Here is a 13,499-nt window from a genome sequence, read left to right on the forward strand (position 1 = left end):
AGTCATGAAGAAAATCCTCGTCCTCAACGGCCCGAACCTGAACCTCCTCGGAACGCGCGAGCCCGCGCAGTACGGCTACGAAACGCTGGCCGACGTCGAGCGCATGTGCCTGGAGACCGGCGCCGCGCTCGGCATCGAGATCGAATGCCGGCAGTCCAACCACGAAGGCCAGCTGATCGACTGGATCCACGAGGCCGGGCGCGAGGTCGCCGCCGGCCGCATGCTCGGCGTGGTGATGAACCCCGGCGCCTACACCCACACCTCGATCGCGCTGCACGACGCCATCAAGGGCGCCAGCGTGCCGCTGGTCGAGCTGCACATCTCCAACGTGCATGCGCGCGAGGAGTTCCGCCACCATTCGTACGTCTCGCCGGCGGCGCGCGGGATCATCGTCGGCTTCGGCGTCAAGGGCTATCCGCTCGCGATCGAGGCGCTGGTGCGCGTGAGCGACATCAAATGAAGATCGTCTCGGTCGAGCCTTTCATCCTGCACGTGCCGGTCACCGGCAGCCAGATCGCCGACAGCACGCACACCCTGACGCACTGGGGCGTCGTCGGTGCCAGGATCGAGACCGAGGACGGCCTCGTCGGCCACGGCTTCACCGGCACCCACGCCGATCTGCCGGGCGACCAGCTGATCACCCGCTGCATCGCGACCTGCCATGCCCCGCTGCTGCTCGGCGAGGACGCGCGCGAAGTGCGCCGCCTCTGGCAGAAACTGGCGCGCAACCCCGCGCTGCAATGGATCGGCCGGGCCGGCATCACGACGCTGTCGCTGGCGGCGATCGACATCGCCCTGTGGGACCTCAAAGCCAAGGCGGCCGGCGTGCCGTTGTGGAAGCTGCTGGGCGGCCAGGTGCGGCCGCGCGTGCGGGCCTACAACACCGACATCGGCTGGCTCAGCATCGGCGACGAACAACTGATCGACGGCGCACGGCGTGCGGTCGACGACGGTTTCACGGGCATCAAGATCAAGGTCGGCTCGAGCGTGGACCGCGACCTGCGGCGCATCGAGGCCGTGCGCGAAGCCATCGGGCCGTCCGTCACGCTGGCGATCGACGGCAACGGCAAGTGGGATCTCGCCACCTGCCTGCGCTTTTGCCGCGGCGCCGAGCCCTTCGACCTGCTCTGGTTCGAGGAGCCACTGTGGTACGACGATGTCAAGGGCCACGCGGCGCTGGCCCGCGCCACCCGCATTCCGGTCGCGCTCGGCGAGCAGCTCTACACCGCCGACGCCTTCTCCGAATTCTTCGCCCAGCAGGCGATCCACTGGGTGCAGCCCGACGTGACCCGCATGGGCGGCATCACCGAGGTGCTCCAGGTGTGCGAGGCCGCCCATGCCTTCCGCCTGCCGGTGGCGCCGCACGCAGGCGACATGAGCCAGGTCCACGTGCACCTGAGCTACGCGCATCCGGCCTGCGAAGTGCTCGAGTACATCCCGTGGATCAAGGACTGCTTCACCGAGCCGGCCGAGGTGGTCGACGGGCATTTCCGCCTGCCCGAGCAGCCCGGCGCCGGCACCACGCCGACCGCCGCCGCCTGGCAGTCGTTCCGGAAGCCTGCGGCATGAGCCCCCGCCCGGCCGCTCCGAAGGGGGCTCGCACCGCAGTGCGTAGCACGGAGGTCGCCTTATGAGCGTCGAGCGAGCCGGCCTTTTCGAAGGCGAGGACGGCGCCTGGCGCTGCCGCTGGTGCGCCGCGACGCCGGTCTACCAGGCCTATCACGACAGCGAATGGGGATTTCCGGTCACGGACGACCGGCGCCTGTTCGAGAAGCTGTGCCTCGAGGGCTTCCAGGCCGGCCTGAGCTGGCTCACGATCCTCAACAAGCGCGAGGCTTTCCGCCGCGGCTTCGCCGACTTCGATGCCGAGCGCATGGCGCGTTTCGGCCCGAAGGACGTCGAGCGGCTGCTGGCCGACGCCGGCATCGTGCGCCATCGCGGCAAGATCGAGTCGGCGATCAACAACGCCGGGCGCGTGATCGAACTGCGCCGCGAGTTCGGTTCGCTGGCTGCCTACGCCTGGGGTTTCGAGCCCGATCCGGCTTCGCGGCCGAAGCGCATCACCCATGCGGCCCTGCAGACCTTCACGACCTCGGCCGAGTCGATCGCGATGTCCAAGGACCTGAAGAAGCGCGGCTGGAGCTTCGTCGGCCCGACCACGGTCTATGCCTTCATGCAGGCCATGGGCCTGGTCAACGACCACGTCGAAGGTTGCCACGCACGCAAGGGCGCCCTCGAGGCGCGCGTCGGCCTGAAGCTGCCGCGCTGACGCTGAAGCGGGTCAGGCGGTCTGGGGCCCGGCCACCTTGCGATGGCTGATCCGGCCCTGGCTGTCGACGCTCTCCAGGTGGACGTCGAAGCCCCACAGCCGCGCCACATGCTTGAGCACCTCGGAGGCGTTGTCGTGCAGCGGGCGGTTGTTGTGCTGGGTGTGGCGCAGCGTGAGCGCGCGGTCGCCGCGCAGGTTCACGCTCCAGACCTGGATGTTGGGCTCGCGGTGGTTCAGGTCGTACTGGCGCGACAGGGATTCGCGCAGCTGCCGGTAGCCGCTGTCGTCGTGGATGGCGGAAACCTCGAGCTCGGGCTCGCTTTCCTGGTCGCGGACCGTGAAGAATCGGAAATCACGCATCAGTTTCGGCGACAGGAATTGCCCGATGAAGCTCTCGTCCTTGAAATTGCGCATCGCGTAATCGAGCGAGGTCAGCCAGTCGGAACCCGCCATGTCGGGGAACCAGCGCCGGTCTTCCTCGGTCGGCTTTTCGCAGATGCGTCGCAGGTCGGTGAACATCGCGAAACCCAGCGCATAGGGATTGATCCCGCTGTAGGCGCGATGGCCGATCGGCGGCTGGAACACCACGTTGGTGTGCGACTGCAGCCATTCCATCATGAAGCCGTCGGCCAGCAGGCCTTCGTCGTAGAGCGTGTTGAGCAGCGTGTAGTGCCAGAAGGTGGCCCAGCCCTCGTTCATGACCTGGGTCTGGCGCTGCGGATAGAAGTACTGCCCGATTTTGCGCACGATGCGCACCACTTCGCGTTGCCAGGGGTCCAACAATGGTGCATTTTTCTCGATGAAGTAGAGCAGGTTCTCCTGGGGCTCGGCCGGGAAGCGCTTCGATGCCTCCTCGTCCTCCGCCGTCCGACCGCTCTTGCGCGGCAGGGTGCGCCACAGGTCGTTGACCTGTTGCTGCAGATGGTGCTCGCGCTCTTCGCGCCGGGCCTGCTCCTGGCTCAGCGACAACCGCTGCGGCCGGCGGTAGCGGTCGACGCCGTGGTTCATGAGCGCGTGGCAGGAGTCAAGCAGGTCCTCGACCGCGCCGACGCCATGGCGCTCCTCGCACTCGCTGATGTAGTTCCGCGCATAGACCAGGTAGTCGATGATCGACGACGCATCGGTCCACATCTTGAACAGGTAGTTGCCCTTGAAGAAGCTGTTGTGGCCGTAGGCCGCATGGGCGATCACCAGGGCCTGCATGGCCATGGTGTTCTCTTCCATCAGGTAGGCGATGCAGGGATCGGAGTTGATCACGATCTCGTAGGCCAGCCCCATGTGGCCGCGGCGGTAGTTCTTCTCGGTGGCGATGAACTGCTTGCCGTAGGACCAGTGGCGGTAAATGACGGGCATGCCGACCGACGCATAGGCGTCCATCATCTGTTCGGCCGTGATGATCTCGAGCTGGTTGGCGTAGGTGTCGAGCTTGTAGCCCCTGGCCACCCGGGCGATCTCGGTGTGGTACTGCTCGATCAGCTCGAAGGTCCAGTCGGAGGGACTGGGCAATGGCGTCCGTGTCTTCGTGGTCTCGTTCACGCCGGTCCCCTCTCTTTCTTGAACAGGTCGCGGAACACCGGATAGATGTCCTGCGCGGAGCTGACCTTGCGCATCGCGAAATTCTTGTGGGAGTCGGCCAGCTGGGTGTATTCCTCCCACATGTTCTGCTCGGCCTCGGCCACCTGCACGTAGGCGTAGTAGCGCACCAGCGGCAGCAGGTGGTCGGCCAGCAGCTCGCGGCATCGGCCCGAGTCCTGGTGCCAGTTGTCGCCGTCGCTGGCCTGGGCGCCGTAGATGTTCCACTCGCCGCTGGGGTAGCGGGCACGCACGATGTCGAGCATCAGCGTGAGGGCGCTGGAGACCACGGTGCCGCCGGTTTCGGTGGCATGGAAGAACTCTTCCTCGGTGACCTCGGAGGCCTGCGTGTGGTGGCGGATGAAGACCAGGTCGATCTTCTCGTAGTGCCGCGTCAGGAACATGTAGAGCAGCATGAAGAAGCGCTTGGACATGTCCTTGCGCGCCTCGTCCATCGAGCCCGAGACGTCCATCACGCAGAACATCACGGCCTTGGCCGACGGCACCGGCACCTTGACCCGGTTGCGGTAGCGCAGGTCGATCGGATCGAGGAAGGGCACGTGCCTGGCCTTGCTGCGCAGCTCCTCGAGCCTGGCCTCGGTCTCGCGGATCTCGCGCTGCACCAGCGCATCGGACACGCGCGGGCTGCGCTGCAGGTGCAACAGGTGCGCCTCGAGCTCGCGGATCTCGCGCCGCGAGTCGCCGCCGAGCGCGATGCGCCTGGCGAGCGCTCCGCGCATCGAGCGCACCACGTGCAGGTTGCTCGGATTGCCGTCGCTCACGAATCCGGCGCGGTGGCTCTTCCACTCGGGCACTTCGGCCAGCTGGGTGCGGATCAGGTGGGGCAGGGCGAGGTCCTCGAAGAAGACCCGCATGAACTCTTCCTTGGTCAGGCTGAAGACGAAGTCGTCCTCGCCGCCTTCGCCGTCGCCGGCCTGCGAGCCGCTGCCCGAGCCGCCGCCGCCCTGCGGCCGCTCGATGCGGTCGCCCTTGACGTACTCCTTGTTGCCCGGATGCACGTACTCGCGGTCGCCGCCCTGGCCGTGGCCGAACACGGGCTCGGAGACATCGCGCTTGGGCAGCGTGATGTCCTCGCCCTGTTCGAGGTCGCGGATGCCGCGGCCGCTGACCGCGCGCCGCACCGCTTCGCCGATCTGCTCGCGGTAGCGCCGCAGGAAACGTTCGCGGTTGCCGATGGACTTGTTCTTGCCCGACAACCGGCGGTCGATGATCTGCTGCAGCATGGCCACGGACAGAACTCCTTCAGTTCATCATGAACTCTTGCGAACCCGCAAATACCACTCGCACAGCAGGCGGACCTGCTTGGCCGTATAGCCCTTCTGGACCATGCGGTTGACGAAGTCCTCGTGCTTCTTCATCTCGTCGGCGCTGCTCTTGGCGTTGAAGCTGATGACCGGCAGCAGCTCCTCGGTGTTCGAGAACATCTTCTTCTCGATCACGGTGCGCAGCTTCTCGTAGCTGGTCCACAGCGGGTTCTTGCCTGCGTTGCCGGCCCGCGCGCGCAGCACGAAGTTGACGATCTCGTTGCGGAAGTCCTTCGGGTTGCTGATGCCCGCGGGCTTCTCGATCTTCTCGAGCTCGGCGTTGAGCGAGCCGCGGTCGAAGACCTCGCCGGTGTCCTGGTCGCGGTACTCCTGGTCCTGGATCCAGTAGTCGGCGTAGGTGACGTAGCGGTCGAAGATGTTCTGGCCGTACTCCGAGTAGCTCTCCAGGTACGCGGTCTGGATCTCCTTGCCGATGAATTCCGCATAGCGCGGCGCCATCAGCTCCTTGATGTACGAGAGGTACTTCTGCTCGGTCTCGGGCGCGAACTGCTCGCGCTCGATCTGCTGCTCAAGCACATACATCAGGTGCACCGGATTCGCCGCCACCTCGCTGCTGTCGAAGTTGAAGACCTTCGAGATGATCTTGAAGGCGAAGCGGGTCGAGGTGCCGCTCATGCCTTCGTCGACACCCGCGTAGTCGCGGTACTCCTGCATCGACTTGGCCTTCGGGTCGGTGTCCTTGAGGTTGTCGCCGTCATAGATCTGCATCTTGCTGAAGATGCTGGAGTTCTCGGGCTCCTTGAGCCGTGTCAGCACCGAGAACTGCGCCATCATGCGCAAGGTGCCCGGGGCGCAGGGCGCCGCCGACAGCGACGAGTTGCGCACCAGCTTCTCGTAGATCTTGATCTCTTCCGACACGCGCAGGCAGTAGGGCACCTTGACGATGTAGATGCGGTCGAGGAAGGCCTCGTTGTTCTTGTTGTTGCGGAAGGCCTTCCACTCGCTCTCGTTGCTGTGGGCCAGCACGATGCCGTCGAAGGGGATGGCGCCGAAGCCCTCGGTGCCCTTGAAGTTGCCTTCCTGGGTGGCCGTCAGCAGCGGGTGCAGCACCTTGATCGGGGCCTTGAACATCTCGACGAACTCGAGCAGGCCCTGGTTCGCCAGGCACAGGCCGCCGGAATAGGCGTAGGCGTCCGGGTCGTCCTGGGCGTAGTCCTCGAGCTTGCGGATGTCGATCTTGCCGACCAGCGAGGAGATGTCCTGGTTGTTCTCGTCGCCCGGTTCGGTCTTGGCGACCGCGATCTGGCGCAGCACCGAGGGGTAGCGCTTGACCACCTGGAACTTGCGGATGTCGCCGCCGAACTCCTCGAGCCGCTTGACGGCCCAGGGCGACAGGATGCGCTGCAGGTAGCGGCGCGGGATGCCGTATTCCTTTTCGAGGATCTCGCCGTCCTCGGCGGCGTCGAACAGGCCCAGCGGCGTCTCGTTGACCGGCGAACCCTTGATCGAATAGAAGGGCACGTGCTCCATGAGCTGCTTCAGGCGCTCGGCGATCGAGCTCTTGCCGCCGCCGACCGGACCCAGCAGATACAGGATCTGCTTCTTTTCTTCCAGGCCCTGGGCGCCGTGCCGGAAGTACGACACCACCTGTTCGATGGCGTCTTCCATGCCGTAGAACTCGCGGAAGGCCGGGTAGATCTTGATGACCTTGTTGGCGAAGATCCGGGACAGGCGGGAGTCGTTGCGCGTGTCGACCAGTTCGGGCTCCCCGATGGCCTTGAGCATGCGTTCGGCAGCGGTGGCGTAGGCCATCGGCTCCCGTTTGCAGATCTCCAGGTATTCCTGAAGGGACAAGACCTCTTCGCGAGTGCGCTCATATCGCGCTGCGAAGTTGCTGATGACATCCACCATAGACACCTCCATCGAGTCAGCCGGGCGCTGCCCGGGAAATCCGTGCCGCACACGTCGCATCGTTCTTCGCAGGAATGGTGCCAGGTGATGTGTGCACGCTTTGGAAAAAACCCTCGGGCATGAACTTGTTCAAAGCATAGAACAAAGAGCGCTTCGAGCAAATTGCTTTTCGGATAAGAATTTCATGCGCGTCTAAAAGTTCCAACGGAAAGCGGCAGCAATTGGCGAAATCGGCTCTCATCGTGCGCCTCCATGCGCCCATCCTACGAGCATGCTGAGCTTCCTGCACGGCGCGCGCCTGTCGGCGTGAATCGCCGGCGAATGTAGGTTCTATTCATATGACGCGTTGATCTGTTCAGGGACCAACGCGCGTGCGGCTCGCGCCGCCTACGGGAAAGCGACAACAACGAAAAAGCGGCCCGCAGGCCGCTCCTCGAATTCGCCGGCACAAGCCCGGCGGCCGCCTTCCGGCGGCGCTCAGCTGAAGAATTCCTTCGCCTTGTCGAACCAGCCCTTGTCGGTCGGGCTGTGCTTCTCGCCGCCCTTGCGCAGCGATTCGTCGAGCTCCTTCATGAGCTTGCGCTGGTGCTCGGTCAGCTTGACCGGGGTCTCGACCCGGACATGGCAGTACAGGTCGCCCGGATAGCTCGAGCGCACGCCCTTGATGCCCTTGCCGCGGAGCCGGAACTGCTTGCCGCTCTGGGTGCCGTCGGGGATGTCGATGGCCGCCGCGCCCTTCAGGGTCGGCACGTTGATCTCGCCGCCCAGCGCCGCCGTCGTGATGCTGACCGGCACCACGCAGTGCAGGTCGTCGCCGTCGCGCTCGAACAGTTCGTGCTTCTTGAGCCGGATCTCGATGTAAAGATCGCCCGGCGGGCCTCCGTTGGTGCCCGGCTCGCCGTTGCCGGTGCTGCGGATGCGCATGCCGTCGTCGATGCCGGCCGGGATCTTGACTTCGAGCGTCTTGTTGTTCTTGATCTTTCCCTGGCCGTGGCAGGTGGCGCAGGGCTCGGGGATGATCTTGCCCGAGCCGTGGCAGGTCGGGCAGGTCTGCTGGACGCTGAAGAAGCCCTGGCGCATCTGGACCGCGCCCTGGCCGTGGCAGGTGGTGCAGGTGATCGGCTTGGTGCCGGGCTTGGCGCCGCTGCCCTTGCAGGTGTCGCAGTCGTCCCAGCTGGGGATCCGGATCTGGGCGTCCTTGCCGTCGGCGGCTTCCTCGAGCGTGATTTCCATCGCGTAGCTCAGGTCGCTGCCGCGGAACACCTGGCGCCCGCTGCCCTGGCGGCCGCCGCGGGCGCCGCCGAAGACGTCGCCGAAGATGTCGCCGAAGGCCTCGGCGAAGCCGCCGAAGCCTTCCGCGCCCGGGCCGCCGCGCATGTTCGGGTCGACGCCGGCGTGTCCGTATTGGTCGTAGGCAGCCCGCTTCTGGCTGTCCGACAGCATCTCATAGGCTTCCTTGACTTCCTTGAACTTGGCCTCGGATTCCTTGCCGGCGTCGCCGTGGTTGCGGTCGGGGTGGTGCTTCATCGCGAGCTTGCGATAAGCCTTCTTGATTTCGTCCTCGCTGGCGTTCTTGGGGACGCCGAGGGTTTCGTAGTAGTCGCGTTTGGTGGCCATGGTCGGGGGGCGATTTCGGGGTGATCAGAAAGCGGAAAAGGCCGGACCGCCTTGCCAGGGGGTCCAGCCTCGTTCAGGGTGGGGAGATCAGCCCTTCTTGACTTCCTTGACCTCGGCGTCGACCACGTTGTCGTCCGCCGGGGCGCTTGCAGCTTCCGGGCCAGCGCCCGGGCCGCCGGCGGCGCCCGCGGCCGCCTGGGCGTCGGCGTACATCTTCTCGCCGAGCTTCTGGCTGGCGCTCATCAGCGTGTTGGTCTTGTCGTCGATCGCGGCCTTGTCCTCGCCCTTGAGGGCTTCTTCGACGTCCTTGATCGCGGCTTCGATCTTTTCCTTTTCGCCGGCGTCCAGGCTGGCGCCGTGCTCGCCAAGCGACTTCTTGACGCTGTGCACCATGGCTTCGCCCTGGTTGCGGGCCTGGGCCAGCTCGACCTTCTTCTTGTCCTCGGCGGCGTTGAGCTCGGCGTCCTTCACCATCTTCTGGATCTCGTCCTCCGACAGGCCCGAGTTGGCCTTGATGGTGATCTTGTTTTCCTTGCCGGTGCCCTTGTCCTTGGCGCCGACGTGCAGGATGCCGTTGGCGTCGATGTCGAAGCTGACCTCGATCTGGGGCGTGCCGCGCGAGGCCGGCGGGATGCCCTCGAGGTTGAACTCGCCGAGCAGCTTGTTGCCCGAGGCGATCTCGCGCTCGCCTTGGAACACCTTGATCGTCACGGCCGGCTGGTTGTCCTCGGCGGTCGAGAAGGTCTGGGCGAACTTGGTCGGGATCGTGGTGTTCTTCGTGATCATCTTGGTCATCACGCCGCCCATGGTCTCGATGCCGAGGGACAGCGGGGTGACGTCCAGCAGCAGCACGTCCTTGCGGTCGCCCGACAGCACCTGGCCCTGGATGGCGGCGCCGACGGCCACGGCTTCATCGGGGTTCACGTCCTTGCGCGGCTCCTTGCCGAAGAACTCCTTGACCTTCTCCTGCACCTTGGGCATGCGGGTCATGCCGCCGACCAGGATCACGTCGCTGATGTCGGTCACGCTGACGCCGGCATCCTTGATGGCGGTGCGGCAGGGGGCGATGGTGCGCTCGATCAGCTCGTCGACCAGGCTTTCGAGCTTGGCGCGCGACAGCTTGATGTTCAGGTGCTTCGGACCCGAGGCATCGGCCGTCACGTAGGGCAGGTTGATGTCGGTGGCGGCACCGTTCGACAGTTCGATCTTGGCCTTTTCGGCCGCTTCCTTGAGGCGCTGCAGAGCCAGCACGTCCTTGCTGAGGTCGACGCCCTGTTCCTTCTTGAACTCGGAAATGATGTAGTCGATGATGCGCTGGTCGAAGTCCTCGCCGCCCAAGAAGGTGTCGCCGTTGGTCGACAGCACTTCGAACTGCTTCTCGCCGTCGACGTCCGCGATCTCGATGATCGAGATGTCGAAGGTGCCGCCGCCGAGGTCATAGACGGCGATCTTGCGGTCGGCCTTGTCGTGCTTGTCGAGGCCGAACGCCAGCGCTGCGGCGGTCGGCTCGTTGATGATGCGCTTGACGTCGAGGCCGGCGATGCGGCCGGCGTCCTTGGTGGCCTGGCGCTGGCTGTCGTTGAAGTAGGCGGGCACCGTGATCACGGCCTCGGTGACCGGCTCGCCGAGGTAGTCTTCGGCGGTCTTCTTCATCTTGCGCAGGATTTCGGCGCTGATCTGCTGCGGCGCGAGCTTCTTGCCGCGCACTTCGACCCAGGCGTCGCCGTTGTCGGCCTTGGTGATGCTGTAGGGCATCAGGTCGATGTCCTTCTGGACTTCCTTCTCTTCGAACTTGCGGCCGATCAGGCGCTTGACGGCGTAGATCGTGTTCTTGGGGTTGGTGACCGCCTGGCGCTTGGCCGAGGCTCCGACCAGCACTTCGCCGTCTTCCTGGTAAGCCACGATGGAGGGGGTCGTGCGGGCGCCTTCCGAGTTCTCGATCACACGCGTGGTGTTGCCTTCCATGATCGACACGCACGAGTTGGTGGTGCCGAGGTCGATACCGATGATTTTGGCCATGTTTTTTCTCCTGGACTCTGAAATTAGGTTGTTGTGAACTTGTGGATAACCCGCTGCGATTCAAGGGACGGAGCGGGGATTTCCTGTGGGTTTCTTGTTGGTTCTCAGCTCGGGCTGCTGACGGTGACGAGGGCCGGGCGCAGCACGCGATCGGCGATCGTGTAGCCCTTCTGGAGCACGCTGGCGATGGTGTTGGGCTCCTGGCCCGGCGCCGGCACGACCGAGATCGCCTGGTGCTGGTGCGGATCGAACTTGCTGCCGGCCGGCGGCGCGATCTCGATCACCTTGTTGCGCTCGAGCGCGCTCTTGAGCTGGCGCAGCGTGGCTTCGGTGCCCTCGCGCAGCTGCTCGGTGGTGGCGTCGGGGATCGCCAGGCCGGCTTCGAGGCTGTCGAGCACCGGCAGCAGGCTCTCGGCGAAGCCCTCGATCGCGAACTTGCGGCCCTTGGTGATCTCTTCGTCGGCGCGGCGGCGGGCGTTCTGGACGTCGGCCTGGGCGCGCAGGAACTGGTCGGCGAGCTCGGCATTCTTGGCCTGCAGCGCGGCGATCTCGGCCTGGGCTGCCGCCAGTGCGTCGGCTTCGTTCGCTGCCTGGGCGGCCTCGAGCTCTTCGGGGCTGGGCTCGCCTTGCAGGGTGTCGGGATGAATGGGGGTGTTTTGCGGGTCAGACATGCTCAAAAAGCCGGGCCATGCCGGAATTCAATGAAAAACGAACAATAGCCAGCCATTTGGGGCTGTCCAGGCAGTTTTCAAGACAAAAAATGCGCCCGAAGGCGCATTCTGGGGACTGGGAAGCGCCGGGAACCAAGCCGGCGCCGGGCCGCCCCAAGGCGGCTTGCGGCCCCCTCGGGGGGCAGCGACACACGCAGTGAGGAGCGTGGGGGCCAATCAGTGCGCGTCTAGCAGTTCGACGTCGAACTTGAGGGTGGCGTTGGGGGGGATCACGCCGCCGGCGCCGCGGGCGCCGTAGCCGAGGGCGGCCGGGATGATCAGGGTGCGCTGGCCGCCGATCTTCATGCCGGCGACGCCTTCGTCCCAGCCCTTGATGACCTGGCCGGCGCCGAGCGAGAAGGCGAAGGGGTCGTTGCGGTCGCGGCTGGAGTCGAACTTGGCGCCCTGGACGCCGTCGTTGTAGAGCCAGCCGGTGTAGTGCACGTGCACGTGGTGGCCGGCCTTGGCTTCGGCGCCGTCGCCGACCGTGGTGTCTTCGTATTGCAGGCCGGAGGGAGTGGTGGGCATGGTGCGCTCCTTGGGAATTTGGAAAAAGGGGTGGAAAACCGGGCAGTTTAACGACCCGGCAAGCCGCTACGGCGCCGGTGGCGCCGCCGTCTTCTTGACCTGGGTCTGCTGCCACTTGCCCGCGAAGGCCTGCAGGTCCGACAGGCGCTTGAGCAGGTCCTGGCCGCTCAGCGTCAGGCTGTAGCCCTCGCTGCCGTGGTTCACGAGGCCGGCTTCGCGGAGTTCCTTGATGCGGGTGTTCAGGGTGTTCGGCGTGATGCTGCCGACGCTGTCCTGGAGCAGGCGGAAGGTCTGGGCGTGGCCGTCCCGCAGGGCCCAGAGGACGCGCAGCGCGTAACGGGCCTCCAGCAGCGCCAGCAGTTGACTGACCGCCGCGTTTTCCTTGCTGCTCATCGACTTCATCTCCTCGGGGTGCCGCAGTTTTTATAGTCGGTGGGGGACCACCCGGAATCGGCCGGCGACTATAGCCCAGATGGCTGGTTGCTACAAGTTTTATAGCTATGGCGGCAAGCAGGCTGCGGCCCGTGGGATCACGGCCTCAGGCGGAGGGGTAGTTGGCCATCGCTTCGCCGAGTCGCACGGGGCGTGCCGGCGCCCAGTCGGGCGTGAAGTCCAGCGGCGGCGCCTGGAACAGCATCACGACCGTGGAGCCGAGCAGGAAGCGACCCATTTCCTCGCCTTGGCGCAGCACCACCTGCTGGTCTTCGTAGCGCCATTCGCGGATCTCGCCGCCGCGCGGCGGATTCACCACGCCGTGCCAGACGGTGGCCATGCTGCCGACGATGGTCGCGCCGACCAGCACCAGCACAAAGGGGCCGCGCGCCGACTCGAAGACGCAGACCACGCGCTCGTTGCGGGCGAACAGGCCGGGCACGCCGCGCGCGGTGGTCGGGTTGACCGAGAACAGATCGCCGGGCACGTAGGTCATGCGCAGCAGCCGGCCGTCGCAGGGCATGTGGATGCGGTGGTAGTCCTTCGGGCTCAGGTAGAGCGTGGCGAAGCTGCCGTGCTCGAACTGCGCGGCCAGCGCAGCGTCGCCGCCGACCAGTGCGGTGGTCGAATAGCGGTGGCCCTTGGCCTGGAAGATCTGGTCGCCCTCGATCGCGCCGAACTGGCTGATCGCGCCGTCCACCGGCGAGATCAGGTCGGCCTGCGCCAGCGGACGCGCGCCGGGTTTGAGGGCCCGGGTGAAGAAGGCATTGAAGCTGGCGTAGCTGGCGATGTCGCTGTCGAGCGCCTCGCTCATGTCGACCCCGTACTTGGCGACGAAGCGGCGGATGATCCACGTCGTGACCGACCCGCGCTCCTTGCCCGCAACCCAGCCGGCGAAAGAGGTCAGTGCCTGCTTGGGAAACAGGTACTGCGGCAGGACGGGGAGGCGATCGGACAAAGGGTGTTCCCAGGAGAGAGGAAGGCGATTCTATAGACCGCTCCGCACGCGTTTCGCAGGACGAAGCCGACGCCGGGCCTGCGGCCCCCTCGGGGGGCAGCGACCCCGCGCAGTGCGGAAGCGTGGGGGCCCAGGCCGGCGCCGGGCCGCCCCAAGGCGGCCTGCGGCCCCCTCGGGGGGCAGCGACCCACACGAAG

The 13,499-nt window shown here is 65.8% G+C and carries 12 protein-coding genes; 3 read left to right on the forward strand and 9 right to left on the reverse strand.

What is annotated here, in order from left to right:
• The first annotated feature begins 4 nt into the window (after positions 1-4).
• The 3 genes from aroQ (at position 5) to QTI45_RS01405 (ending at position 2,269) form a co-directional block, all read left to right on the forward strand.
• On the forward strand, positions 5-460 hold the full coding sequence (gene aroQ, locus QTI45_RS01395) for a type II 3-dehydroquinate dehydratase (protein WP_286371319.1): 456 nt from the start codon (positions 5-7) through the stop codon (positions 458-460).
• Positions 457-1,569 (forward strand): mandelate racemase/muconate lactonizing enzyme family protein, encoded by a 1,113-nt coding sequence (locus QTI45_RS01400; RefSeq protein ID WP_286371320.1) that lies wholly within the window; start codon positions 457-459, stop codon positions 1,567-1,569. The genes aroQ and QTI45_RS01400 overlap by 4 nt, the downstream gene beginning before the upstream one ends.
• Positions 1,570-1,630: 61 nt before the next feature.
• Entirely contained in the window at positions 1,631-2,269 is a 639-nt protein-coding gene (locus tag QTI45_RS01405; RefSeq protein WP_286371321.1) for a DNA-3-methyladenine glycosylase I, read from the forward strand.
• A gap of 12 nt (positions 2,270-2,281) precedes the next feature.
• Here QTI45_RS01405 and QTI45_RS01410 read toward each other — a convergent pair whose 3' ends face one another.
• The 9 genes from QTI45_RS01410 to asd form a co-directional block, all read right to left on the reverse strand.
• On the reverse strand, positions 2,282-3,805 hold the full coding sequence (locus QTI45_RS01410; protein WP_286371322.1) for a SpoVR family protein: 1,524 nt from the start codon (positions 3,803-3,805) through the stop codon (positions 2,282-2,284).
• Positions 3,802-5,085 carry a YeaH/YhbH family protein gene (locus tag QTI45_RS01415; protein WP_444813169.1) on the reverse strand — a complete coding sequence of 428 codons (1,284 nt, stop codon included), beginning with the start codon at positions 5,083-5,085 and terminating at the stop codon, positions 3,802-3,804. Before QTI45_RS01415 ends, QTI45_RS01410 begins: the two co-directional genes overlap by 4 nt.
• A gap of 27 nt (positions 5,086-5,112) precedes the next feature.
• Positions 5,113-7,035, reverse strand: coding sequence for a PrkA family serine protein kinase (locus QTI45_RS01420; RefSeq protein WP_286371434.1), 1,923 nt, complete (start codon positions 7,033-7,035; stop codon positions 5,113-5,115).
• Between the two features lie 480 nt (positions 7,036-7,515).
• On the reverse strand, positions 7,516-8,655 hold the full coding sequence (dnaJ, locus tag QTI45_RS01425; protein WP_286371325.1) for a molecular chaperone DnaJ: 1,140 nt from the start codon (positions 8,653-8,655) through the stop codon (positions 7,516-7,518).
• An 87-nt stretch (positions 8,656-8,742) separates the two neighbouring features.
• Positions 8,743-10,674 (reverse strand): molecular chaperone DnaK, encoded by a 1,932-nt coding sequence (gene dnaK / locus QTI45_RS01430; protein WP_286371326.1) that lies wholly within the window; start codon positions 10,672-10,674, stop codon positions 8,743-8,745.
• A gap of 104 nt (positions 10,675-10,778) precedes the next feature.
• Positions 10,779-11,345, reverse strand: a complete 567-nt coding sequence (gene grpE, locus QTI45_RS01435) for a nucleotide exchange factor GrpE (protein ID WP_286371327.1) — start codon at positions 11,343-11,345, stop codon at positions 10,779-10,781.
• Between the two features lie 216 nt (positions 11,346-11,561).
• The gene (locus tag QTI45_RS01440; RefSeq protein WP_286371328.1) at positions 11,562-11,912 is read right to left on the reverse strand and encodes an FKBP-type peptidyl-prolyl cis-trans isomerase; all 351 of its coding nucleotides are present in this window, start codon (positions 11,910-11,912) and stop codon (positions 11,562-11,564) included.
• A 66-nt stretch (positions 11,913-11,978) separates the two neighbouring features.
• On the reverse strand, positions 11,979-12,305 hold the full coding sequence (locus QTI45_RS01445) for a winged helix-turn-helix transcriptional regulator (protein WP_286371329.1): 327 nt from the start codon (positions 12,303-12,305) through the stop codon (positions 11,979-11,981).
• 145 nt (positions 12,306-12,450) lie between these two features.
• The gene (asd, locus tag QTI45_RS01450; RefSeq protein ID WP_286371330.1) at positions 12,451-13,302 is read right to left on the reverse strand and encodes an archaetidylserine decarboxylase; all 852 of its coding nucleotides are present in this window, start codon (positions 13,300-13,302) and stop codon (positions 12,451-12,453) included.
• Between the last annotated feature and the right edge of the window lie 197 nt (positions 13,303-13,499).

This window comes from Variovorax saccharolyticus (genome assembly GCF_030316765.1).
Taxonomy (GTDB): domain Bacteria; phylum Pseudomonadota; class Gammaproteobacteria; order Burkholderiales; family Burkholderiaceae_C; genus Variovorax; species Variovorax saccharolyticus.

What these genes read in the sequence shown, in the direction of transcription:
- QTI45_RS01405 (WP_286371321.1), top strand. Translation starts at nt 1,631, where the DNA reads ATGAGCGTCGAGCGAGCCGGCCTTTTCGAAGGCGAGGACGGCGCCTGG.
- QTI45_RS01400 (WP_286371320.1), top strand. Translation starts at nt 457, where the DNA reads ATGAAGATCGTCTCGGTCGAGCCTTTCATCCTGCACGTGCCGGTCACC.
- dnaJ (WP_286371325.1), bottom strand. Translation starts at nt 8,655, where the DNA reads ATGGCCACCAAACGCGACTACTACGAAACCCTCGGCGTCCCCAAGAAC.
- dnaK (WP_286371326.1), bottom strand. Translation starts at nt 10,674, where the DNA reads ATGGCCAAAATCATCGGTATCGACCTCGGCACCACCAACTCGTGCGTG.
- grpE (WP_286371327.1), bottom strand. Translation starts at nt 11,345, where the DNA reads ATGTCTGACCCGCAAAACACCCCCATTCATCCCGACACCCTGCAAGGC.
- aroQ (WP_286371319.1), top strand. Translation starts at nt 5, where the DNA reads ATGAAGAAAATCCTCGTCCTCAACGGCCCGAACCTGAACCTCCTCGGA.
- QTI45_RS01445 (WP_286371329.1), bottom strand. Translation starts at nt 12,305, where the DNA reads ATGAGCAGCAAGGAAAACGCGGCGGTCAGTCAACTGCTGGCGCTGCTG.
- QTI45_RS01440 (WP_286371328.1), bottom strand. Translation starts at nt 11,912, where the DNA reads ATGCCCACCACTCCCTCCGGCCTGCAATACGAAGACACCACGGTCGGC.
- QTI45_RS01415 (WP_444813169.1), bottom strand. Translation starts at nt 5,085, where the DNA reads ATGCTGCAGCAGATCATCGACCGCCGGTTGTCGGGCAAGAACAAGTCC.